This window comes from Altererythrobacter chaiwopuensis (genome assembly GCF_054957735.1).
Window position 1 is genome coordinate 984,559 of record NZ_JBTXJF010000001.1, and the last position, 21,745, is coordinate 1,006,303.

The 21,745-nt window shown below is 61.5% G+C and carries 20 protein-coding genes and 1 tRNA gene; 9 read left to right on the forward strand and 12 right to left on the reverse strand.

Features of this window, described 5'->3' with window-relative positions; all coding sequences use genetic code 11:
* Positions 1–22 precede the first annotated feature (22 nt).
* A complete protein-coding gene (locus ACX3VQ_RS04885) occupies positions 23–1,186 on the forward strand; it encodes an acyl-CoA dehydrogenase family protein (protein WP_462579816.1) in 1,164 nt (387 codons plus the stop codon).
* A 117-nt stretch (positions 1,187–1,303) separates the two neighbouring features.
* Here ACX3VQ_RS04885 and ACX3VQ_RS04890 read toward each other — a convergent pair whose 3' ends face one another.
* Together ACX3VQ_RS04890 and ACX3VQ_RS04895 are read right to left on the reverse strand one after the other, a co-directional pair.
* On the reverse strand, positions 1,304–4,234 hold the full coding sequence (locus tag ACX3VQ_RS04890) for a TonB-dependent receptor (protein ID WP_462579817.1): 2,931 nt from the start codon (positions 4,232–4,234) through the stop codon (positions 1,304–1,306).
* 162 nt (positions 4,235–4,396) lie between these two features.
* Positions 4,397–6,424 carry a TonB-dependent receptor gene (locus ACX3VQ_RS04895; RefSeq protein ID WP_462579818.1) on the reverse strand — a complete coding sequence of 676 codons (2,028 nt, stop codon included), beginning with the start codon at positions 6,422–6,424 and terminating at the stop codon, positions 4,397–4,399.
* A 112-nt stretch (positions 6,425–6,536) separates the two neighbouring features.
* Here ACX3VQ_RS04895 and ACX3VQ_RS04900 point away from each other — a divergent pair, with 112 nt between their 5' ends.
* The 3 genes from ACX3VQ_RS04900 (at position 6,537) to ACX3VQ_RS04910 (ending at position 11,881) form a co-directional block, all read left to right on the forward strand.
* Positions 6,537–8,021: a flavin-containing monooxygenase gene (locus ACX3VQ_RS04900; protein ID WP_462579819.1), complete on the forward strand. Its 1,485-nt coding sequence runs from the start codon at positions 6,537–6,539 to the stop codon at positions 8,019–8,021.
* Positions 8,022–8,185: 164 nt separating this feature from the next.
* Positions 8,186–8,950 (forward strand): competence/damage-inducible protein A, encoded by a 765-nt coding sequence (locus ACX3VQ_RS04905; RefSeq protein WP_462579820.1) that lies wholly within the window; start codon positions 8,186–8,188, stop codon positions 8,948–8,950.
* A gap of 72 nt (positions 8,951–9,022) precedes the next feature.
* Positions 9,023–11,881 carry a DUF2339 domain-containing protein gene (locus tag ACX3VQ_RS04910; RefSeq protein ID WP_462579821.1) on the forward strand — a complete coding sequence of 953 codons (2,859 nt, stop codon included), beginning with the start codon at positions 9,023–9,025 and terminating at the stop codon, positions 11,879–11,881.
* On the opposite strand, the gene ACX3VQ_RS04915 is transcribed toward ACX3VQ_RS04910, so the two are convergent.
* Complete coding sequence (locus ACX3VQ_RS04915; protein WP_462571214.1) at positions 11,878–12,192, reverse strand: winged helix-turn-helix transcriptional regulator; 315 nt, start codon at positions 12,190–12,192, stop codon at positions 11,878–11,880. The two genes, ACX3VQ_RS04910 and ACX3VQ_RS04915, sit on opposite strands and share 4 nt — an antisense overlap.
* 83 nt (positions 12,193–12,275) lie before the next feature.
* Here ACX3VQ_RS04915 and ACX3VQ_RS04920 point away from each other — a divergent pair, with 83 nt between their 5' ends.
* Positions 12,276–12,665 (forward strand): MAPEG family protein, encoded by a 390-nt coding sequence (locus ACX3VQ_RS04920; protein WP_462579822.1) that lies wholly within the window; start codon positions 12,276–12,278, stop codon positions 12,663–12,665.
* A gap of 129 nt (positions 12,666–12,794) precedes the next feature.
* Here ACX3VQ_RS04920 and rplA read toward each other — a convergent pair whose 3' ends face one another.
* Both rplA and rplK read right to left on the reverse strand, forming a co-directional pair.
* Positions 12,795–13,487: a 50S ribosomal protein L1 gene (rplA, locus tag ACX3VQ_RS04925; protein ID WP_462571212.1), complete on the reverse strand. Its 693-nt coding sequence runs from the start codon at positions 13,485–13,487 to the stop codon at positions 12,795–12,797.
* 4 nt (positions 13,488–13,491) lie between these two features.
* Positions 13,492–13,923 (reverse strand): 50S ribosomal protein L11, encoded by a 432-nt coding sequence (gene rplK, locus ACX3VQ_RS04930; RefSeq protein ID WP_462571211.1) that lies wholly within the window; start codon positions 13,921–13,923, stop codon positions 13,492–13,494.
* A gap of 402 nt (positions 13,924–14,325) precedes the next feature.
* Between rplK and ACX3VQ_RS04935 the strand changes: the two genes are divergently transcribed.
* Positions 14,326–15,570 carry an FAD-dependent oxidoreductase gene (locus tag ACX3VQ_RS04935; protein ID WP_462579823.1) on the forward strand — a complete coding sequence of 415 codons (1,245 nt, stop codon included), beginning with the start codon at positions 14,326–14,328 and terminating at the stop codon, positions 15,568–15,570.
* A gap of 85 nt (positions 15,571–15,655) precedes the next feature.
* Positions 15,656–16,120: a host attachment family protein gene (locus ACX3VQ_RS04940; RefSeq protein WP_462579824.1), complete on the forward strand. Its 465-nt coding sequence runs from the start codon at positions 15,656–15,658 to the stop codon at positions 16,118–16,120.
* Positions 16,121–16,134: 14 nt separating this feature from the next.
* Here ACX3VQ_RS04940 and nusG read toward each other — a convergent pair whose 3' ends face one another.
* Both nusG and secE read right to left on the reverse strand, forming a co-directional pair.
* On the reverse strand, positions 16,135–16,671 hold the full coding sequence (gene nusG, locus ACX3VQ_RS04945) for a transcription termination/antitermination protein NusG (RefSeq protein WP_462571208.1): 537 nt from the start codon (positions 16,669–16,671) through the stop codon (positions 16,135–16,137).
* A gap of 30 nt (positions 16,672–16,701) precedes the next feature.
* On the reverse strand, positions 16,702–16,911 hold the full coding sequence (gene secE, locus ACX3VQ_RS04950) for a preprotein translocase subunit SecE (RefSeq protein ID WP_462571207.1): 210 nt from the start codon (positions 16,909–16,911) through the stop codon (positions 16,702–16,704).
* 277 nt (positions 16,912–17,188) lie between these two features.
* Here secE and ACX3VQ_RS04955 point away from each other — a divergent pair, with 277 nt between their 5' ends.
* Complete coding sequence (locus ACX3VQ_RS04955) at positions 17,189–18,712, forward strand: alanine/glycine:cation symporter family protein (protein WP_462579825.1); 1,524 nt, start codon at positions 17,189–17,191, stop codon at positions 18,710–18,712.
* A gap of 66 nt (positions 18,713–18,778) precedes the next feature.
* On the opposite strand, the gene ACX3VQ_RS04960 is transcribed toward ACX3VQ_RS04955, so the two are convergent.
* A tRNA-Trp gene (locus ACX3VQ_RS04960) sits at positions 18,779–18,854 on the reverse strand.
* A 119-nt stretch (positions 18,855–18,973) separates the two neighbouring features.
* On the opposite strand from ACX3VQ_RS04960, the gene aat reads away from it, so the two are divergent.
* Positions 18,974–19,672 (forward strand): leucyl/phenylalanyl-tRNA--protein transferase, encoded by a 699-nt coding sequence (gene aat / locus ACX3VQ_RS04965; protein ID WP_462579826.1) that lies wholly within the window; start codon positions 18,974–18,976, stop codon positions 19,670–19,672.
* On the opposite strand, the gene ACX3VQ_RS04970 is transcribed toward aat, so the two are convergent.
* The 4 genes from ACX3VQ_RS04970 to ACX3VQ_RS04985 are packed head-to-tail and all read right to left on the reverse strand — an operon-like array spanning position 19,621 to position 21,644.
* Positions 19,621–20,118 carry a DUF2155 domain-containing protein gene (locus ACX3VQ_RS04970; protein WP_462571194.1) on the reverse strand — a complete coding sequence of 166 codons (498 nt, stop codon included), beginning with the start codon at positions 20,116–20,118 and terminating at the stop codon, positions 19,621–19,623. The two genes, aat and ACX3VQ_RS04970, sit on opposite strands and share 52 nt — an antisense overlap.
* Positions 20,119–20,120: 2 nt before the next feature.
* The gene (locus tag ACX3VQ_RS04975) at positions 20,121–20,516 is read right to left on the reverse strand and encodes an NADH:ubiquinone oxidoreductase subunit NDUFA12 (protein WP_462571192.1); all 396 of its coding nucleotides are present in this window, start codon (positions 20,514–20,516) and stop codon (positions 20,121–20,123) included.
* Positions 20,517–20,566: 50 nt separating this feature from the next.
* Positions 20,567–21,085, reverse strand: coding sequence for a DUF192 domain-containing protein (locus ACX3VQ_RS04980; RefSeq protein ID WP_462579827.1), 519 nt, complete (start codon positions 21,083–21,085; stop codon positions 20,567–20,569).
* Positions 21,075–21,644, reverse strand: coding sequence for a regulatory protein RecX (locus ACX3VQ_RS04985; RefSeq protein WP_462579828.1), 570 nt, complete (start codon positions 21,642–21,644; stop codon positions 21,075–21,077). The genes ACX3VQ_RS04980 and ACX3VQ_RS04985 overlap by 11 nt, the downstream gene beginning before the upstream one ends.
* Between the last annotated feature and the right edge of the window lie 101 nt (positions 21,645–21,745).

Here is a 21,745-nt window from a genome sequence, read left to right on the forward strand (position 1 = left end):
CTATCCATTGGAGAGGAATAAAATGCCCGCGATCAATGTCCCCCAGCCCGAATTCATGGAAGACGAGGAAATCTCGATCTTCGCTGATGCGGTAGGCAAGTTCTATCAGCAACACGCACCGGAAAAGCGCATTCTGAAATGGCGCGAAGACGGGCAGGTTGAACGCGAGTTCTGGCATGAAGCCGGGCAGGCAGGCCTGCTGGGCGTTTCAGTGCCCGAGGAATACGGCGGCCACGGCGGCGATTTCCGGCATGATATGGTCGTTATCGACCAGCAGGCGAAACACGGCGTGGAAGGCTTTGCCGCCAGCCTCCACAACACCATTATCCTGCCCTATCTGGTGCGGCATGGCACCGAAGAGCAGAAGAAGAAATATCTGCCCAGGCTGGTGACGGGCGAACTGGTCAGCGCAATTGCGATGACCGAACCGGGCGTAGGCTCCGACTTGCAGAGCATCACCACTACCGCGCTGAAAGACGGCAATGGCTACCGCATCAGCGGCGCAAAAACCTATATCTCCAACGGCCAGACGGCCGACTTCATCATCGTCGTAGCCAAGACCGATCCCAACGAGCGAGCCAAGGGCATTTCGCTGATGCTGCTGGAGACCGAAGGCGCGCAAGGATTCCAGCGCGGCAAGAAGCTCGACAAGATCGGGCTTGATGCGGCCGATACTTCGGAACTGTTCTTTGATGATGTGTTCGTGCCGGCTGAAAACGTGCTGGGCGGAGTGGAAGGCAAGGGCTTCTACCAGCTGATGGGCGAGCTGCCGCAGGAACGCCTGATTATCGCGATGGGCGCGATGACGGGGATAGAGAAGGCACTCGAAACCACTCTGGAATTCGTAAAGGAACGCAAGGCGTTCGGCCAGACGATCTGGGATTTCCAGAACACCCAGTTCGTGCTGGCTGACCTCAACGCGCGCGGCACGGCGGCGCGGGTTTTCGTGAACGACTGCATCGCTCGGCACCTGAAAGGTGAACTTGACGTGGCGACCGCCTGCATGGCCAAATACTGGGTCACCGAGTTGCAAGGCGAGGTGGTGGACAAATGCCTGCAATTCCACGGCGGCGCAGGCTACATCAACGATTATCCGATCGCGCGGATGTATCGCGACAGTCGTATCACCCGGATCTTCGGCGGTTCGAACGAAGTCATGAAAATGGTCATTGCACGCTCGATGTAATTTGGGCGGCACAACCACGCACCAGCGAGTGCAAGGAAGAGGGGCGGCCCGCGCAGTGCGAGCCGCCCCTTCTTTGGTTCAGCCGTTACCGTTCGCGCCAGGGCGCGAACGACACGATCAGAATTTGATGCCTACCGCAACGCCGTAGCGGCGCGGATCGAGCGTGAAGATATTCGTGAACAGGCCCGACGAGGCATCGGTGATGTAGAGGCCGGTCACCGAATCGCTGTCGAAGATGTTCTGCACGAATGCTCGAGCGAACCAGCTGTCTTCCGCCGAATTGAGCTGGACCTGGGCATTCGCCTGGACGAACGGCGCGATGCGATTGACATTGCCGTTGAAGACATTGCCATATTGCTCGCCTGTCATCGCCACGTCGAAACGCGGCACCAACGTCATCCCGCTGGCAAATTCATGCGAATATTGCACGCCGACCGAGGCCTTCATTTCCGGCGCCTGCGGCAGCTTGTTGCCCCTCAGGTTCACTTCCACGCCGGGGCTAAGCACTTCGATGCCGCCGAACAGGCCGCCGATCGCCGCAGCCTGGGCTTGCAGCACCGAGCAGATGCTGAAAGCGCCCGATGAGGCGATGTTGCCGTCGGCCGGGAACTCGGTCACTCCTTGCAGATTGAGGGCCGGAGAGGCATTGATTGCGTTGACGAAGGCATCGGGCCCGCCGGGCGCACTGCCCGTGACCGCGCAGTTGGCGCCGTTGGTGATGTCCTTGATGATCACCGCATTGGGATCACCGCCGCCCGGATCCCGCGAATCCGAGAAGAACTGGTCACCGGCAACTTCGGCATTGAGGTAGCTGAAGTTCATGTTGATCAACCAGTTGTCATCGGGGCGGATCAAGGATTCAAGCTCGACCCCCCAGATGTTCGCGTCGATCGTATCGTTGACGGAAGTCCGGGCAATGATGCGGCTGAGCTGCAATCCCTTGTACTTGTAATAGAAGGCTGTGGCATTGAGCTGCAGCGCTCCGTTTGCGAAGGTATTCTTGGTCCCGATTTCGAATGCGTCGATCTGCTCCGGCCCGAAACTGTCGGGCACGGCAAAGATAGGCTGCAGCGGTGGGTTGATGCCGCCCGATTTGTAACCGCGCGAATAGGAAGCATAGACGAGATTGTCAGGCGTAACCTGGAAATCGGCCACGAAGCGTCCTGTCACCTCGTTGAAGCTTACCTCACGTTCCTGCCAAAGCTGGTTACCAGCGACGCCGGGATCGGCATCGAAGGAACCGACGAAGGGTGAATCGAAGGGATCGCCATCATTGCTGAAGGGGTTGAGGAAGCTCGCCAGGGTGGAACGAGCGCGTATTGCCTTCTGGTCGTCATTGTAGCGCAAGCCCGCTGTCAACTTGAAGCGATCTGACACTTCGAAATAGGCTTCCCCGAAGATGCCATAGCTTTTCAGCTTGAAGTCATCGGTATTGTTACGGAAAAACGATGTGGCAAGGTAGGACGGTGGGAGCGGCGCGGGATCACCATTCGCATCCGTGTTTCCCAGCGCGGTGAAGGTGCCCAGCACACTCACGACATAGTCAATCGCGAAGGCATTCACGAAATAGCTGTTTTCGGTCAGATGACTTTCCGCATAGATTCCGCCAAGCAGGAAATTGAACGGACCGTCAAAATCCGAACTGACGATCGATTCGACCGACCATGCCGAGCTGTCCTGATTGGACCGGTCGAACTGGGTCCCGTTAGGCGTGCAGATGCTGAAGCCCTCGAACGCGCCGAGATTGTCCTGCCGCGTCTCGGAAGTGCAAAGATTGCCCGCACTGTCGAACAGGCCCTCCACTACCGGTTGGAAATAGGACGCGACGAATGGGCCCACCGCCAGCGGATTGGCAAAGGTCTGGAGCGATCCGAAAGCAAGCGCGGCATTGGGAATCTCGCCGATGCCCTGGTTGTAATCCTGCCGGGAATCGACGCGAGCTTCCTGATAGGTGCCGTTCAGCGAAACTGAAATCGCGCCGAAATCATGATCCGCGTCGAACTGCAGCTGCAGCTCGTCAGCGAAGTATTCCGGCGTGAACTGGGTGCTTATCTGGCGGACATCCGGAGCTTCCACAAAATTCGCATAGGCGTCGGGGCCGTACAGGCTGTTGAGGCCGAAGGTGCTGGGGATGCCATTGATTGCCAGGAATTCCGACGAGCCCAGCGTGCCGGTGAACGTGGAATTGGAATTGGTCTTGGCAAAGTCGCGGCGGTTGTTGAGGCAGCCCAGCACGCCGGTCGGATCGCGCTGGCAAAGCTGCTTCTGGATGCGCATCCGGTTGTCATCTTCGCGGAAGTAATAGGCCATCAAGTCGATGGTCGTGTCCGGCCCCGGCTCCCACCGCAGCGAACCGCGCACGGCATACATGTCGCGGTCGTCGATATCCTGGCCGTTGAACAGGTTGGTCGTGTAGCCATCACGCTTGAGGTAGAAGCCCGCGATCCGCGCGCCGATGGTCTCGCCGATGGGCAGGTTGATCATGCCCTTGGCCTTGATGCTGTTGAAATTGCCGTATTCGAACTCACCGGCACCGGAAAACCCGCTGAGATCGGGCTTGGCGGTTACCACATTGACCACGCCCGAAGTCGCATTGCGACCGAACAAAGTGCCTTGCGGGCCGCGTAGCACCTCGACCCGTTCCAGGTCGAAATACTCGGTTTCGAACAGTCGGGTGCCGAACAGCGGCGCCGAATTGACGTGAATGGCGGTGGCACTGTCACAAGACACGCCAACGCACAGGTCGCCAATGCCGCGGATGGTGAAGCTGGATGAAGTGAAGTTGCTCTTGGTGAACGACACATTCGGCAGGGTCAGCTGCAGGTCGCTGGCATTCTCGATCTGCTGCGATTCCAATGCCTCGGCCGAGAAGGCGCTGACCGCAATCGGCACTTCCTGCAGGCTCTGCGCCTGGCGCTGAGCGGTAACGATGATCACATTGGTTGCGACTGCCTCTTCTTCATCACCCGCATCCTGCGCGAAAGCCGGTGTTGTTAAAAAAGTGCCGGCCATCAGGCCAGCTGCGGCAAAGCTTAGCTTGCGTTTCATAGGTTCTCTCTCCCAAAACCTCATGATTGTGCGCAAAGTCTACCAATCAGGTGATGAAAATTACAAGAGCCTACCCTTCATCCGTCAGTTGCGAACAGGCATAAGAGTGCAAAATTGTCACATGGTGCCGCAGCCTTGCTGGCTGCAAACCAGTGTCAAACGTCAGAAGCCGTAACGTAAACCGGCCCAAACCGTTCGCGGTGTGCCCAGGTCAAACGAACCGGCAGAATTCCGGGTAACGATGCGTTCGTCGGCCAGATTTTCGCCCCGCAGCACCAAAGACAGCCGGTTTTCGAGCTGAATCCGGGTGTAAAGATCAAGCGTGGTTGCCGCTGCGAGTCGGTCGGTTTGCTGGTCGTCTTCGAACTGCGCTCCGATATGGCGCAGCGTCAGCGCAAAGTCCCAACCAGGCACCGGCGCCCAACCAAGCGTGGTCGAGGCCGCCCATCGCGGGGTCTGCGGGGGGCGGTTGCCGGCAAGCGATGCCGAGTTTCCCCGCCCGTCGATTTCTGCATCGGTGTAGGCCAGTGAGCCGTTCAAGCGCCAGGCTCCGCGCTTGGCCGTGAGTGATGCCTCAATCCCCTGCGCGTCAATTGCAGGAAGGTTCTGCCGCTGGCGAACATTGGGCGCGAGGGTGACATTGGCGATGGCATTTTCGACGCGGTTATCGAATGCGGTGATCGAAAGGGTTACGTCTTGCCACGGTGCCAGATCAACCCCGGCTTCGAAACCTTCCAGCCGCTCGTTCCTGAGCGCCGCATTGGCCTCGGTCACAACCGGAAACACCACAAAGGGGCGATAGAGCTCGTTAAGGGTGGGCAACCGCATACCGGTATATGCGGCGGCACGCAGGCGCAGCATCGCGCTGGCATCATAGGCTGCGCCAGCGCGCCAGGTCACCGTCCAATCGCTCCGGTCAGCGGCAGTGATTTCGCTCACCAGAGTGCCGCTCGCATCAACTGCACGGAAAAAGCCATCGGCGATACGCGTGCGGTCCGCCCGTAGGCCCGCCGTCAATGTAAGAGCGCCAAGCTTCAAGTCATCCTCGGCAAATAACCCGAGATTTGTATTGGTCCCGCCGGCGCGGCGGCGCTCAGTCAGATTGCCGGTGAATGCACTGTAGGCTTCTTCCTGCAATTCGCCGTCAGCATGGCGATAATCGACCCCCAATCGCAGCGTATGCCCACCGCCAACCGGCGGGCGCAGTTCGAACTTGCCGCCCAGCCCGGTCGAGGGCGTATTGCGCTGGTCGAGAACACGAACAAAGCGGGTTGAGCTGATCACCACGTTGGAGAAATTGCGCGCCTGGACATAGGCAAGGGCATCGAATTGCCACTTTCCGCGGCCCACCATGCGAATGCTCGCATCCTGTCCTTCGCTGGAGGAATCCCCGCCATCGAAACGCAATGTCCGCTCGTCGCGAAAGGCCAGCGCGCGTGCCTGCAACTCGATCGTGTCGGATAGCGGTGCAACGGTGCGCACCCCCACCGACCATGCGTCAAACGCGGCGCGTGCGGTAGCCGGAACGCGCTCGTCCACCGGCGTTGTGAAAAAACCATCGCCCCTGTCCCAGCGCGCGCTGATCACGCCAAAACCTGCGCCCAGATCCTGCGCCAGCGTGGCGCTCGATTCGGTTTCGCCGCGATCATTCGCCAGCAGGCTCGCGCTGAACGGCCCCAGTGTAGCAGCATCTGCGCTCTGCAATTCGATAGTCCCGGCCAATGCGCCAGCACCAAACGGCCCCGATCCACCCCCGCGCGTGACGCGAATATTGGCCAGCCTCTCTGGAGCGATCGCGCTCAGCGGAATATAGCCGAAGAACGGATCGGCCATCGGCACTCCGTCAAGCAACACCAACGCGCGGCTCGTGGCATTGCCGCCCAGTGCGCGCAGCGTCACCCCCTGTGCGCTGGGGTTTGACGAGCGGCTATCGGAACGCCGAAACTGCTGGAATCCGGCAATATTCGACAGGACATCTTCAATCCGGCCCGAAGCCGAGGTAAGGATTTGAGGGCGATCAATCTCACTCACCGCATAGGCAGCCACGGATGGCGCCTGCTCCAACCCCTCACCGATCACGACAATCTCACGTTCCGGTCCATCTGAACCATCTGCGGGCTCCTGCGCCAGCAGTGGAGAGAGCGGGCATACCGCACATGCGGCAGGAATCAGGAGAGCAAGTCTGGCCATAGCGCGGTCGCCCTATCGCATCTGCCAACATCAGTCAGTTGCAAAATGCCATCGGGTCTAGCATTGTGGCAATCTGTATGCTTACATCAGTGTAAGCAGGGGAGATATTAGGATGCTTGCTACACCGCCCGATTTTGATGTGCTGATCGTTGGCGCCGGCATTTCCGGCATCGGCATGGCAGCGCATATGCGGATGAAGGTCCCAGAGATGACCTACACCGTGCTAGAGCGGCGCGAGGACCCTGGCGGCACGTGGGACCTGTTCCGTTATCCCGGCATTCGCACCGATAGCGACATGCACACTTTCGGCTACGAATTCGAGCCATGGCGCAGCGAGAACCGGATCGTCAGCGCGCAGGATATCAAGGACTACCTGAACGGGGTCATCGACAAATACGATATCCGCCGCCACATCCAGTATGGCCAGCATGTCATTTCGGCGGACTTCCGCCACGAGGATGCGCGCTGGCATGTCGTGGTCGAGGCCGATGGCATGAGGCGCGAATTGACCGCCAACTGGCTGTACCTCGGCACCGGCTATTACGATTATGACCAGGCCTATGACGCGGGTTTCGACTTTTCCAAGTTCGAAGGCCAGGTTCTTCATCCACAATTCTGGCCCAAGGATGTCGAATACGAAGGGAAGAACGTGGTCGTGATTGGATCGGGTGCAACTGCGATCACCATCGTTCCGGTGATGGCGCAGAAAGCAGCCAGGGTTACGATGCTGCAACGCACGCCGACCTGGATCCGAAATATACCCAGCCATGACTGGATGGCGGGAATCCTGCGCAAGATCCTGCCCGAAAATCTGGCGTACAAGATTGTCCGCTGGCGCAACATCCGCCTGACCAGCTGGATGATCAAGACCTGCGAGACCAAGCCCGAGAAGGTCGCCGAAAATCTCACCAAGCTGGCCAAGGAAAGCCTGGGCGAGAATTACAGGGCGGCCGATTTCACTCCGCCCTATCGCCCGTGGGAACAGCGCATGTGCTTCATCCCCGATGATGATCTGTTCGAGGCGATCAACCGCGGTAAGGCCGAAGTCATGACCGACACGATCGACCGGTTCGAAGGACGGGAGGTGGTGCTGAAATCAGGCAAGCGCCTGCCCGCTGATATCGTTGTAACTGCGACCGGGCTGCAACTGGCGATGGCAGGCAAGATCGGGTTGAGCGTTGAAGGCCAGCCGGTCCTTTTCAACGAGCACTTCTATTACAAGGGGTGCATGTTCTCGAACATTCCGAATTTTTCGGCCTTCTTCGGTTACACCAATGCCAGCTGGACGCTGCGGGTCGATGTAGTGTGCAACTATATCTGCCGTGTGTTCCAGCACATGCGCAGGACCGGGACGGAAATCGCCACACCCTATCTTGCGGAAAACCACACGATGCAGAAGCAGGAGTTCTTCAACCTGTCATCGAACTACATCAAGCGTTCGCTCGATATCCTGCCCAGCAACGGCTCCGAATGGCCGTGGCAGCTGGGTATGGATTACCTCGAGGATCGCAAGGTGATGCGCGATACACAGGTGGACGATGGCATCCTCAAGTTCGAGAACGCCTATGCCGATGCGCAACTCGAAGCGGCTGAGTAGCAAAGCCTCGTAATTGCGAGGAGGCCCGAACTCGTTTCGGGGCGACGCGGCAATCCATGGCCAAGGGTTTCGGCTGCCGAACGATCAGTCCCTGGATTGCTTCGCCTTCGGCTCGCAATGACGAATCTCTTTTGATCCGTCCCGTTCTCGCCTAATCTCACCTCATGACCTCTCCTGACAAGATATGGACCGCCGGGCTCGTCGTGATCGGCGACGAGATCCTGTCGGGTCGCACGCATGACAAGAATATCGCGCAGGTCGCGAGCTGGCTGCAGGTGCAGGGCATCCGTCTGGCCGAAGTGCGCGTGGTGCCCGATGTGGAGTCGCGGATTGTCGAAGCGGTCAACGCGCTGCGCAAGGCCTATGACTATCTCTTCACTACCGGCGGGATCGGCCCCACGCATGACGATATCACCGTCGATGCGGTCGCCGCCGCACTGGGCGTGCCGGTGATCGTGCATCCCGAGGCGCGAGCGATGCTTGAAAAATACTATGCCAGCCGGGGCATGGAGCTGACCGAGGCGCGGCTGCGCATGGCACGGGTGCCCGAAGGCGGCGAGCTGATCCCCAATCGCATGTCGGGCGCGCCGGGAATCAAGCTCGGCAATATCCACTTGATGGCAGGCGTGCCGCACATTACCGCCGGCATGCTCGACGCGCTGACGGGAACGCTGGAGGGCGGCGCGCCGCTGCTCAGCGAAACGATCGGCTGCTGGACCGCCGAAAGCGAAGTCGCCGAAATCCTGCGCGAAGTCGAGAGGGCGCATGCAAACTGCCAGATCGGCAGCTATCCCTTCTTCCGCGACGGGCGCGTGGGTGCGAACTTCGTGATCCGATCGACCAGCCGCGAGGATCTCGGCAGCGCAGTCGACACCTTGTGCGAAGCGCTGGGCGATCAAGGCCTCGATTTCACCCCCGGCGGGATCTAGGGTCAGGGCGTTTCCGGCTTCCTCGGTCAGGCAAAGAACGCTATCCTCCTGTGAAGGGGGAGAGCGGTCGCGATGAATTTCATGTTGATTGTCGTGCTGGGCGGAGCATTCGCCTGGCTGTGGAAACGGGTCGAGCGGCTGGAGCACCAGGTTGCGCAGCTCGAATTTCGCCCGGACAGGCCCGATTTCGAAACATCGCATGAACCGCTACCGTCGCACCCGGCGGCGAGCGTCCCGATCACGCGCCGGGAGGAGCCACCCGAAACGGACACCAGCCCAGAGCCAGCGCGCGAAACAGATTTCGCGGAGTCACACGAAGCGCCGGCCGAACCCGAGCCGCACGAACCTGCCGCGCCGCGCTTCCAGTTCGATTTCGAGGATATCTTCGGGCGGCGCCTGCCGATCTGGGCGGGCGGAATCACCCTTGCTATCGCGGGCGTGTTTCTGGTGCGCTATTCGATCGAGGCAGGCCTGCTGACGCCGGTAGTACGCGTCGCGCTTGCCTTCGTGTTCGGGTTCGTGCTGCTCGGCGGCGCCGAATGGGCCTATCGCAACGCGGAAAAACTCGCCGACGAGCGGGTACGCCAATCGCTCGCCGGGGCCGGCCTCGCCACGCTCTATGCGGCCTTCTATCTTGCCGGCACGCAATATGGCCTGGTGGGCCAGACCCTTGCTTTCCTGGGCCTGGCCGCGGTCACGGGAGGCGCGATCGCGCTGTCGTTCCGCTTCGGCCTGCCCTGCGTGGTGCTGGGCCTGGTGGGAGGTTTTGCCGCTCCTGCACTGGTCGGCGGAGAAGAAGCCAATCTGCCGCTGCTTTCGCTCTACCTCGGTCTTGTCACTGCCGGATTGACCGTCACCGCCAAGCAGCAGGCCCGGCCCTGGCTTTCGATCGCGGCGCTGGTGTTCGGCCTCGGCTGGGGCGCGATATTGCTGCTTGCGGGCGATCCCGGCGTAGCAGAGATCCTCGCGCTGGGGCTCTATTTCGTCGTGCTCGGCGCAGTCCTGCCTGCATTTGCCGGGGCCAGGAATTACGAACGGCCCGTGCGCATCGCCTCTGCCTTTGTCGCCAGCGTGCAATTGGCGCTACTGGTCGATCAGGGCGGCTATGCGCCGCTGGCATGGACGCTCTACCTGCTGCTCGGCGGCACGCTGGCGTTCCTGGCGTGGCGCAAGCCCGAATTGCGCGAAACGAGCGCGATCGCAGCGGTGGTGGCGGTGCTGCTGCTGGCGCAGTGGAACGATGCCGATCCGCTGATATTCGCGCTGGTTGCCGCAGGGATCGCCGCAGTACATGCCGGGGTTCCGCTGGCGCATGCCTGGCGCGGGTCCGATGCGCGTATCGACATTTTCCAATTGGCAGGCACTTCCTTTGCCCTCGGCATCATTGCCTATGCCACCTATGGCAAACCTGAAGGTGACATACTTGAAGCGCCACTGGCGCTTGCATTCGTGGCGTTCGCCATCCTGCCGCTGGCAGGTGCATGGCGGCTGTGGCGCACAGAACGGGCGAGCGATCTGGCGCTGCTGCTGGTGACCGGCGCGCTGATGCTGTCGGCAGCTGCCCTGCTGGTGACACCGGCATGGCTGGCGGTGGCTATGGCAGCCCTGGCCTTCGCCGGCCTGTTCGCCCTGCTGCAGCGACGTGACGAAGGGCCATTGCGGGCGATCCCCTGGGGTTTCGCCGCGATCGCGCTGGTGGCGCTGTTTGCGGTGCCAGCTATCAATTCCGAAGTCGAACGCTTGTTCGGCGGCGAGCAAGGCAGCAACACCGCCCAGGGTGTGATCCGCTGGCTCGCGGGCCTTGTTCCCTGGGTGGTGCTGGCCTGGCGCGAGCAGAACCACAGGGCGCGGTCGACCGCAGAGGTTCTTGCTGTCCTGCTGGCCTATGGCCTTATCGCGCAGGTGGTTGGGGAAATCGCGCTCACCTGGGCCGCCGCAATCGGTGCCATCACCCTGTGGCAGTTGCAGCGCGGCCGCGTGGCGGCGCAGGCGACGTTGGTGGCCATCGCTGGCCTGTGGGCGTTGGTGCCGCTGGGCGAATGGGCGGTGGGCAGTTTGGCAGCCCTTGCCGGGGATCCGCTGTTCCTGCGCGAGCTTCCCTCGCTGCGCGAACTCCTCACCCGGCTCTTGCCGTTCGCTGGCGCGCTGGCGTTGGTCAGCCTGCCCATGCGGGGCCGGTTCGATACGCGCTGGCTGGCTGCGCCAGTGGCCATAGTCATCGGGCACACGCTGTTCCGGCAGGCCTTTGCCGTCGATACGATCAGCTCATTCGTGTCGTTCGCACTGGCCGAACGCACCCTGTGGCAGGCCTTGCTGCTGGGGGCGGCTCTGGCCTTTGAGCGCGGTATCCCGCGATTGGGAGCGCAACCCCGGCTTGCGGTGGCATTCGCGGGCATGGCGCTGGCGCATGCGCTGTGGTTCAGCGCCGGGGTGCACAATCCGCTGTGGGATCGGCAGGCCGTGGGGCCGGCGCCAATCGCCAATCTCGTGCTCGCCGCAGGTACGGTTGCAATTCTCGCCGCCCTGCTGCTGCGCCGCCATGCCGCCGCGATCCAGCGTCCGTTGGTCGACGCGGTGGTGATGGCAGTGGCCAGCCTCACCGCGCTCGCATTGCTGCGGCAGGCATTCGCGGGCAGCATCCTGATCGACCTGCCGATGAGCCAGGCGGAGGACCTGCTGCGCTCGCTGCTCGGCATATTGCTGGCGCTCGGCTTCCTGTTCGTCGGCCAACGCCGCGGCGAACGCAGTTGGCGGATTGGTTCGCTGGTGCTGATGCTGCTGGCAGTGGCGAAGGTGTTCCTGTGGGATGCTGCAGGGCTCGAAGGCCTGCTGCGCATCGCCAGCTTCATGGCGCTGGGCTTCAGCCTGATCGGGATCGGCTGGATCTATGCCCGGCAATTGCGCGGCATTGCAGCCGGGAATTCGACCTAGCCGAACTGCTCGCCCCAGTCGCGCATCGCCTGGATGATGCCCCCCATGGCCCGCCCCTTGTCGGTCAGCACATATTCCGCGCGCGGCGGATTGTCCTCGTAGAATTCACGGCGGACGATCGCGGATTGCTCGAGCAGCTTGAGCCGATGCGACAGCGTGTTGGGCGCAATCCCCGGCAGGGCATCGAGTAGGTCCTGATAGCGCCGCCGCTCGTGCTGCAGCAATTCGCGCATGATCTGCGCGGTCCATTTCGAGCCGATGAACACTGCGGTCCGCGAAATCGGGCAGAGAGGGATATCGTGCCGGGTCACCCCTTTCCCATAGCGGCCAGGACACAGATTGACCATTCACTATATTTTTTATAGTTACTCTCTATTCAGAAGGAGAGGATGTTATGACAGTCGAAATCTGGTCGATCGTGGCGCTGCCGGTGATGCTGCTGGTGCTAACCGCAATACAGGGCAGCCTGGTCCCACTGACACAAGGGCTCAAATGGGGCCTTGGCAGCCGCGATGCACCGGTTGAGAAGAGCGCGCTGCAAGGCCGATTTGCGCGCACCGTGCAGAACCAGATCGAAGCCATGCTGATGTACCTGCCGCTGATGGCGTTGGTGCTGATGCTGGATCGCACCAGTTCGCTGACGGAGATCGCCGCCTGGCTGGTCATCCTTGGCCGCGCAGTCTTTATTCCTTGCTATCTGTTTGGCGTGTTTGGCCTGCGTTCTGCAGCCTACGGAACCGGCATGATCGGGATCTTCATGACCATCTGGGCGCTGTTCGCCTGATCGCTGGGCCATGACGGCACAAGGGCCGGAAGGATTGCTCCCCCGGCCCTTACGTCATCGATTCAGCTGTAGGAAAGTTCGGAGACCCGCGCTCAAGCAGCGAAGCGTTAGCGCGGGTCGACCAAAAGATTACGCGCCTTCTACTTCCGACAGGTCAACCTTGAGGCCGGGGCCCATGGACGAGGTCACGGTGACCTTGCGGACATACTTGCCCTTGGCGCCGCTCGGCTTGGCCTTGACCACCGCCTCGGTCAGTGCCTTGAAGTTGGCCTTCAGCGCAGCATCGTCAAACGACAGCTTGCCGATCCCCGAGTGGATGATGCCCTGCTTCTCGACACGGAATTCGACCTGGCCGCCCTTGGCATCCTTGACTGCCTGCGCCACGTTCGGAGTGACGGTGCCCAGCTTGGGGTTCGGCATCAGGCCCTTGGGGCCAAGCGTCTTACCCAACCTGCCAACCACACCCATCATGTCGGGCGAGGCGATGACGCGGTCGTAATCGAGGTTCCCGGCCAGCATGTCTTCCATCAGGTCTTCGGCGCCGACCTTGTCAGCACCGGCGGCCAGCGCCTTGTCGGCATTGTCGCCCTTGGCGAACACCGCCACGCGCACATCCTTGCCTGTGCCCGAAGGCAGCGAAACCATGCCGCGAACCATCTGGTCTGCATGGCGCGGGTCAACCCCCAAGTTCATCGCAACTTCGACGGTTTCGTCAAACTTGCCCTTGAACTGGCGCAGCACGCCCAGCGCTTCGTCAACGGTGTAAAGCTTCTCGCGATCGAGTTCGGCGAGGGTCTTCTGCTTCTTGGTCTGCTTTGCCATTGGATTAGCCCTCCACCACGTCGAGGCCCATCGAACGCGCTGAGCCTTCGATGATGCGCGTTGCCATTTCGATGTCGTTCGCGTTGAGATCGGCCATCTTGATTTCGGCGATTTCAGCCAGCGCGGAACGCTTGATGGTTCCGGCCGAAACCTTGCCCGGCTCCTTGGAGCCCGACTTCAGCTTGGCGGCCTTCTTGATCAGGAAGGTTGCCGGCGGGGTCTTGGTAATGAAGCTGAACGAACGATCGGCATAGACGGTGATGATCGTCGGGATCGGCATGCCCTTTTCAAGGCTGTCCGTCGCGGCGTTGAACGCCTTGCAGAATTCCATGATGTTCACGCCGCGCTGGCCCAGTGCAGGGCCGATCGGGGGTGAGGGGTTTGCAGTGCCAGCCGGCACCTGCAGCTTGATATAGCCGTCAATTTTCTTGGCCACTGGGGCCTCCTTTCACACTGTCAGACGCATTGGCGGAGATCGCCGTATCCGCGCCTTCATGTTAAGCGGTCAAACAGCCCGGTTGCCCGAACCTCCCGCACGGTTTTCCTGCCGGTTGGACAGGAAGGCGCGCACATAGCGCCTTTCGCGCAGAGTGCAAGCTAAACCCGCGAGCCAGGCCCTGCCGGATGGAACACATGGAACACGGTATAGAAGAAACAATTCCCCCGGGGGAAAGCGCCTTGTTGCGAGCTGCTTGCAAGAGATGACGCGCCATTCCCATATCGGCCCACCAACCACGAATGGCAGCGAGTAGGAAAGCCTGGCTGGAAGGCTCCGCGCGCCTTGACGCTGCCCCGCATCGTTCTACCCTACCGGTCGGTATCGGGGGAGAGAGGCGCAATGGCCAAGGGAATTACACGGCGCGAGGGGCTGAAGCTGGCCGGCGCCACGGCGCTGGCGGGCGCAGCGATAACCGCCACCGGCGCGGCGCGCGCGCAAACGGGATCGGGCGGCAATTTCGACGTCGCCGTGGTCGGCGCGGGCGTGTTCGGCGCGTGGAGCGCATGGATGCTGGCCAGGGCCGGATACCGGGTAGCGCTGATCGACCAGTACGGCCCAGCCAACGCCCGCGCCTCCTCCGCTGGCGAAAGCCGGGTGACGCGGATGGGCTACGGTGCGGACACGATCTATTCGCAGATGGCGGCGCGCTCGCTGCCGCACTGGCAGGCGCTATCGGCGCGCTGCGCGCTGCCGGTGCTCCACAAGATCGGTGTGCTGTGGTTCTCGCCAGCGGGCGATGCCTATATGCGCCAGAGCATCGAATGGCTGGGTGCCAATGGGCATGTATACTGGCACGGAGACGCCGCGGCCTTGCGCCAGCGCTATCCGCAGATGCGCTTTGCCGATGGCGAGGAGGGCTTTGTCGAGCTGGAAACCGGCGCGCTGATCGCGGGCCGTGCGGTGCAGACGCTGGTCAGGGAAAGCGGCGCGCCGCTCGTCATCGCCAAGGCGCAGCCGCCTGTCAAAACCAGCGATGGCAGCTATCTGGTGGCCGAAGGAGTCACTGCACGCCACGTCGTCTATGCTTGCGGCCCATGGCTGGGCAAGCTGTTCCCCGATATGCTGGGCGGGCGGATAATCCCCACACGGCAGGAAATCATGCATTTCGGCAGTGCGCCGGGCGATGCCCGCTTTGCCCCGCCTGCGCTGCCAGTATGGGCCGACAACAACGCGGGCGACATTGCCTATGGCCTGCCCGACCTCGAGAATCAGGGCTTCAAGATCGCCTTCGACCGGCATGGGCCGGTGGTCGATCCCGACAGCCAGGACCGGCGGCTCACCCCGGCAATGGTAGAGCAGGCACGCGAATATCTATCTCGGCGCTTCCCCGATCTCGCCGATGCGCCGTTGATCCATGGCCGGGTGTGCCAGTATGAAAACTCCTCGAACGGCGATTTTCTGGTCGATCGCCTGCCCGGGCATGATAGGGTGTGGCTGGTTGGCGGCGGATCGGGCCACGGCTTCAAGCACGGGCCGGCGGTGGGCGAACTGGTGGCGCGCCATATCGCCGATGCGCAGCTGGCGATCGAGCCGCGCTTCTCGCTTGCGACCAAGGGCACCGCCGCCGCGCGCAGCGTTTACTGACGCCGCGGAATTTGACCGAAGTCATTCGCCAACGGGCAATTCGCGGAGTAAACCGACATCCACCATCGAGAAGAGGATATCGACGATGATTATCAAAAGCGGAGCGCTGATTCTGGTAGCCGATGGGCGCAAATTGATGCTGTTGCGGAATGTTGGCGGCGCGACTGCCCCGGCCCTTGCCATGTTGGTTGAGCAGGAAGCGGACAATCCCCGCACCCACGAGCAAGGATCGGACCGACCGGGCCGGACACAGTCGCGCTTTGGCGAACGCCGCAGCAGCTATTCCGACACCGATTGGCAGGAGCAAGGAGAGGAATTATTCGCGCACCATGCCGCCAATGTCCTCGAAACCGCGGCGATCGACGAGCCAGACTCTGAAATCATTGTCATCGCCGACCCGCGTACGCTGGGCGAGCTACGCAACCTATACGGCAAGGAAACCACCCCGAGACTCAAGGGCGAGATCGCCAAAGACCTCACCGGCTATACCAGCGTTGCGTTAGCCAGCGCTGCGATCATCGAAGCGGTTGAAGCTTACGAACCTGCCTGAGCCCGCCCGAACCCTTACTTGACCAGTTCGACCTGCTCGAAGTCCAGCTCGACCGGGGTTGCGCGGCCGAAGATCGAAACCGAAACCTTGACCTTGGCCTTGTCGAAATCGAGCTCTTCCACCTCGCCGTTGAAGCTGGCGAAGGGCCCATCGAGCACCTTGACCTGGTCGCCGATCTCGTAATCGACGCTGATGTCCCTCTTGGGCGCAGCCTTGGCTTCCTCCACGCCGCCAAAATAGCGCGCGGCCTCTTTCTCACTGATCGGCTGCGGCTTGTTGTTCGAGCCGAGGAAACCCGTGACCTTGGGCGTGTTTTTGATCAGGTGGTACACGTCATCGGTCATTTTCAGCTTGGCGAGGACATAGCCGGGCATGAATTTGCGCTCGACCTGCACCTTCTTGCCGCGCTTGACCTCGGTCACCGTTTCGGTCGGGATCTGGACGTCCTCAACCGCGTCGGACAGCCCCAACCGTTCGGCTTCGGCGATGATCGCATCGCGGACCTTGTTCTCGAAACCCGAATAGGCGTGAATGATATACCAGCGAGCCATGGTGAATTCCCGTGAAATAAAATGCGCGGATCAGGCCAGCGACAGCAGCCATTGCACGATCGCGCTGAAGACCGTGTCGATACCGAGGAAGAACACCGAGAGAATCACCATCAGGATGAACACGAAGATCGCCGTGCGGATGGTTTCCTCACGGGTGGGCCACACCACCTTGTTCGTTTCGCTGCGAACCTGGTTCACAAATTCGGCGGGCGATGTCTTGCGCTTTTTCTCTTCGGCCATGGGGTGACCTTCCGTCCTCGATAATATTTGTTCCGCCTTCCAGGCTTGGCTTTCAGGTAGGGTTTCTCGCCGCCCCGAACAAGGTCCGGGAGGGGCTTAAGCTGATTCCAATGTCGGAAGACGATTGCGCGTTTAAGCGTGGCTTTACACAAAAGCAAGCGGGCTTGGCCATTTATGGGGCAAGGCCGGGGGTAAGCGGCGAAACCCCGTTGCAGATGTAACCACTTGGCCTTAGCGTGCCCGCCTTTACCGGGACGCAACAAGGGGACGATCGAACATGGCAACCAGTCAACCGGCCACTCTGGATGAACGCCTGCTGGGCCCTGTCACCAATGTGGCAGACTTTATCTGGGGCGGCACCTGGGACGGGGTGCAGCTGATTCCGATACCTCCGCTGGCGGTAATCCTGCTGGGTGCGGGCTTGTGGTTCATGATTGGCCTGCGGTTCTACCCGATCGTCAAGTTCGGTGCCGCCGTCAAAGGGCTGTTCGCAGGTCGCAAGGGCGCAGGAGCGGGTGAAATCTCTCCCTTCGCTGCGCTCTCGACTGCGCTTTCGGGGCAGGTTGGCACAGGCAATCTGGCCGGAGTCGCAACCGCGATCGCGCTGGGCGGACCGGGGGCGATCTTCTGGATGTGGATCACTGCCCTGTTCGGCATGGCGCTGGCCTTTGCCGAGGGTTCGCTGGCCATCCGTTACCGCGAGCAGACCAGCGACGGCGTTTATCGCGGCGGACCGATGAGCTACATCATGATGGGGCTGGGACCAAAATGGACCTGGCTGGCAATCGCTTTCTGTATTGGCACGCTGATTTCCGCGCTTGTTACCGGCAACGGCATCCAGGCCAATGCCGTGGCAGACGGGCTCAACGAACTGTTCGGGATCGAGGAATGGCTTGGCGGGCTGATCGTTGCCGTGCTGGTGTTCATCGTCATCATCGGCGGGATCAAATCGATCGGCAATGTCGCCGAGAAGGTCGTTCCCTTCATGGCCGCGACCTACATCATCATGGCGATTATCGCGATCCTGCTCAATATCCAGGACATTCCCGAAACCTTCAGCCGGATCTTCGGCGGGGCCTTCAATGCCCAGTCAGCCAGCGGCGGTTTTCTTGGGGCGGCGGTGATCCTGGCGATCCGCGCCGGTGTGGCACGCGGGCTGTTCTCGAACGAAGCGGGCCAGGGCTCGACCCCGATCGCCCACGCCGTGGCGCAAACCGACGATCCCGAATTCCAGGGCCGCATGGCCATGCTGGGCACCTTCATCGACACGATCGTGATCTGCACCATGACCGCGCTGGTAATCCTGACCGTGGAAGGCAATTTCACCCATAATGGCGAGCCGGTGCTGCATGCCTGGCAATCGGGCCTTCAGGGTTTCGCCATGACCAGCGGTGCCTTTGCCGCCGCCTTCCCACTGCAAATCGGGAGCGTTCCCCTCGGCACGCTTGTCGCCAGCATCGCGTTGCTGCTGTTCGTCTTCACCACATTGCTCACCTGGAGCTATTACGGCGAACGGGCAATCACATTCATTTATGACCGGTTCCCCGGTTCGACGCGTGGCGGCGAGAAGAAACTCCACCTTGCATGGCGGGTGCTGTGGTGCGTGGTCATCTTTATCGGGGCAAGCCGCGAATCGGATCTGATCTGGCGTATGGGTGACATTGCCAATGCCGTGATGGTTGCGCCCAACCTGCTGGCGCTGCTGCTGTTGTCTGGCGTGGTCTTCGCACTCGCGCGCGGCAACAAGACCGCCGGGCCGACCCACACCGCCGACACGCCGGAAGAACCAAACGAATATTGAGAGCGGCGAACAAAAGGGGCTGGCTCTGGGAAGAGTCAGCCCCTTTGCTGTTTGAACGGCAGGAAATGGCAGGGGTGACAGGATTCGAACCCGTGGCCCTCGGTTTTGGAGACCGATGCTCTACCAGCTGAGCTACACCCCTGCAGCCGGACGCTGCCCTCTATAGCCAAGCGCGCAGCATAGCAACATGGCAGTTTGCCCTTGCAGCCGGCGGATTTGCCTTGCCGCAATTGGGCAAGGCCCTGCTATAATGGCTGCAAGATGCATTCGCCCTATCCCCCGCCGATACCGCCGGAAATGCTGCTGCTCGCCTATCGCAGCGGAATTTTCCCGATGGCGGACCGGCGCGATGATCCCGAAGTATTCTGGGTCGAGCCCAAACAGCGCGCCATCATACCGCTTGAGCAATTCCATCTCTCGCGCAGCCTGCGCAAGGCGATTCGGCAGGATCGCTTCACAGTCACGATCGACCGCGATTTTGACAATGTGATCGCCGCCTGTGCCCAGCCGCGCCCCGATCATCCCGAAAGCTGGATCAGCGAACGGATCATCGCCAGCTATCGCCAGCTCCACCGGCTGGGCCACGCGCATTCGGTCGAATGCTGGGATGGCGCAACGCTGGTCGGCGGGCTCTACGGGGTCAGTTTCGACCGGGTATTCTGCGGCGAAAGCATGTTCAGCCACCGCAGCGATGCCAGCAAGGTGGCGCTGGCATGGCTGGTGGCGATGATGCGGCGGGCCGGATACCACCTGCTTGACTGCCAGTTCATGACCGAACATCTCGGCACGATGGGTGCTGTGGAGCTTACCCAGCGGCAGTATCTGGAAGGGTTGACGCGGGCCTCAGGGCAGCCTGGAATGAGCCTTCCGCAAGCCTATACGGACATAGTTCAGCAGGCCGCACGGGATCATTCGTCGCCCGGGAAACTCATCGCGCAATCCTTCACCCAGACATCATAGATCGGGTGTTCGACCACGTTGAGGCTGGGCGAACTCTCAAACAGCCAACCGGAGAAAATGCGTCGGAAATCCGACGTGCCGCGATCCTGCACGGAAACCTGGACGAAGGCCCCGGTCTCGCGCTGCATTTCCCACGGCGCGGTGCGTTCGCAGGCCTGCAAGCGGATGACGATGTCGCCGATCCGGCGCGATTCACCCGGACGCAGCTCTATATCCTGGCTCGAATTGTTTCGCTTGTTGAGCAGGCCCAGCGTCGCCACGCGTTCTTCCATCGGCGTGGCTCCAGCCACATCTGCGCCGATATCGGTTGGCGTGCCAGTGGCCGAAGGCGTCGCAAGTTCTTCCGGCAATTCGGTTTCGACCGGTACGGGCGCGGGCGTATCCTGCGAACAGGCGGCCAGGCCGATCACGCCCACCACCACCAAACCGATGCGCCAACCGGGCATGCTCAGCCTTCCGGGCTCCATGCCTCATAGTCGCCAGTGGCACGGGCGCGCTTCCCGCCGCGCTCAAGCGCGCCTTGCGGGCGATAGGCGGCAGGCGTGCCGGTGGCATTGGGCGTGAAATCAGTTTCCCAGATTCTGGGCGGCGGCAACCGGCTTTCGGGCACATCGTCAAATGCGCCGTGCAACCAGCCGTGCCATTCGCTGGGCACGCGGCTGGCATCGTTATTGCCGTTGTAGATTACCCAGCGGCGCTCCCGCTCACCCGGCTTGGGCCTGGAACGGTAATATTTGCTGCCTTGAGCATCGGTGCCGACATGCTCGCCCTTGCGCGCAGTGAACAGCATGGTGCCGATGGTCGCGCCATCCCACCAGGTGAATATCTTGCCGAGGATTCCCATGGCCAGCGCGATTAGCGGATAGTTGCCGCTGCGCCAAGCGGGAACCTTGCCTAGGGAAGCCTGTATTCGACAACGGCTCCCGGCCCGATGCCGAGTTCGGCAGCTCGCCCCCCTCGCAGCTCCAGAACTGCGCTGGCCATGCCGTCAGACCGGACCGATTCGAGCGAATAAGGCACGGTATTGGCCGCGACATTCAGAATCCGTCCGTCCATGCCGATAAAGATGATGTCGAGCGATAGCGGGGTGTTCTTCATCCAGAAGCTGCGGATACCGGGCCTGTCGGAAGGAAACAGCATGCCTTCATCATCGCCCAGCTCGGTGCGGAACATCAGCCCGCGTGCCTGAGCTTCGGGACTATCTGCCAGCTCGACCCTGAAATCGTGCCGTGCCCCGCCCGAGATCACTGCCAGATCGATCACCTTCAGGCCGGAAACCGGATGCAGCACTTCATCGCCGACGGTTTGCGCCCCGTCCTGCGTTTCAGCTGCCCCGGCGGCCCCTGCCTCGGGCGCGGGCGAACACGAAATCAGCGCCAAAACAACCGCCAGGGCCGTCCACTTATACTTCATCGCAATCATCCTGTGCTTCACGCGCCCAATCTTCGGCCTCGCCGGTGCTGGTGGTTTCGATCAATGCGCGTGCGATGCTATAGTCATGGCCTGCGCGGATCATTGCCGCAATCTGCTTTTCGCGCAGAGCGCGGTCAGGCGGCTCGCTGTCCGCCAGCGCGCCATAGGGTCCGAACCGGCGCTTGCGGGCCAACGCCAGGGCCGCTTGCCGTGCCGCCGCCTCGCCGGGCGCCAGTTCCTCTCGCAATTCGGCATTGATCCCGGCTGCATGCAGCGCCTGCTCCACCCGGCGCGCGCCATAGCCCCTGTGCAGCAATCCCTGGCTGCGCGCCCGGGCAAAGGCCTCTTCATCAATATAATGCAGCTCGATCAGCCGGTCAGCCACCGCCTCGGGATCGAGGGCAGGCCCATCCTCGCTCGCGCCGCGTTCGCGGATCTTGCGCTGCAGATAGGCCAGCAATTTGCCCCGCGTAGTGGCAAATCGCGCCACATAGGCCAGCGCGATTTCCTCGAGCCTGGCCTGATCCAGCGGCGGCGACTTGCGTCTTTTACGCGACAATCCGGTTTGCTTTGCAACCATTTCGCCTTATTCGTGCCACACTCCTTATCAAATGGGAAAGCTGGATTGGACGCGGACATGAGGGGAATTCCGCATTGGGG

Coding starts and splice junctions, on each gene's coding strand:
- ACX3VQ_RS04885 (WP_462579816.1), top strand. CDS start 23: ATGCCCGCGATCAATGTCCCCCAGCCCGAATTCATGGAAGACGAGGAA.
- ACX3VQ_RS04890 (WP_462579817.1), bottom strand. CDS start 4,234: ATGAAACGCAAGCTAAGCTTTGCCGCAGCTGGCCTGATGGCCGGCACT.
- ACX3VQ_RS04895 (WP_462579818.1), bottom strand. CDS start 6,424: ATGGCCAGACTTGCTCTCCTGATTCCTGCCGCATGTGCGGTATGCCCG.
- ACX3VQ_RS04900 (WP_462579819.1), top strand. CDS start 6,537: ATGCTTGCTACACCGCCCGATTTTGATGTGCTGATCGTTGGCGCCGGC.
- ACX3VQ_RS04905 (WP_462579820.1), top strand. CDS start 8,186: ATGACCTCTCCTGACAAGATATGGACCGCCGGGCTCGTCGTGATCGGC.
- ACX3VQ_RS04910 (WP_462579821.1), top strand. CDS start 9,023: ATGAATTTCATGTTGATTGTCGTGCTGGGCGGAGCATTCGCCTGGCTG.
- ACX3VQ_RS04920 (WP_462579822.1), top strand. CDS start 12,276: ATGACAGTCGAAATCTGGTCGATCGTGGCGCTGCCGGTGATGCTGCTG.
- rplA (WP_462571212.1), bottom strand. CDS start 13,487: ATGGCAAAGCAGACCAAGAAGCAGAAGACCCTCGCCGAACTCGATCGC.
- ACX3VQ_RS04935 (WP_462579823.1), top strand. CDS start 14,326: ATGGCCAAGGGAATTACACGGCGCGAGGGGCTGAAGCTGGCCGGCGCC.
- ACX3VQ_RS04940 (WP_462579824.1), top strand. CDS start 15,656: ATGATTATCAAAAGCGGAGCGCTGATTCTGGTAGCCGATGGGCGCAAA.
- nusG (WP_462571208.1), bottom strand. CDS start 16,671: ATGGCTCGCTGGTATATCATTCACGCCTATTCGGGTTTCGAGAACAAG.
- secE (WP_462571207.1), bottom strand. CDS start 16,911: ATGGCCGAAGAGAAAAAGCGCAAGACATCGCCCGCCGAATTTGTGAAC.
- ACX3VQ_RS04955 (WP_462579825.1), top strand. CDS start 17,189: ATGGCAACCAGTCAACCGGCCACTCTGGATGAACGCCTGCTGGGCCCT.
- aat (WP_462579826.1), top strand. CDS start 18,974: ATGCATTCGCCCTATCCCCCGCCGATACCGCCGGAAATGCTGCTGCTC.
- ACX3VQ_RS04970 (WP_462571194.1), bottom strand. CDS start 20,118: ATGCCCGGTTGGCGCATCGGTTTGGTGGTGGTGGGCGTGATCGGCCTG.
- ACX3VQ_RS04975 (WP_462571192.1), bottom strand. CDS start 20,516: ATGGGAATCCTCGGCAAGATATTCACCTGGTGGGATGGCGCGACCATC.
- ACX3VQ_RS04980 (WP_462579827.1), bottom strand. CDS start 21,085: ATGAAGTATAAGTGGACGGCCCTGGCGGTTGTTTTGGCGCTGATTTCG.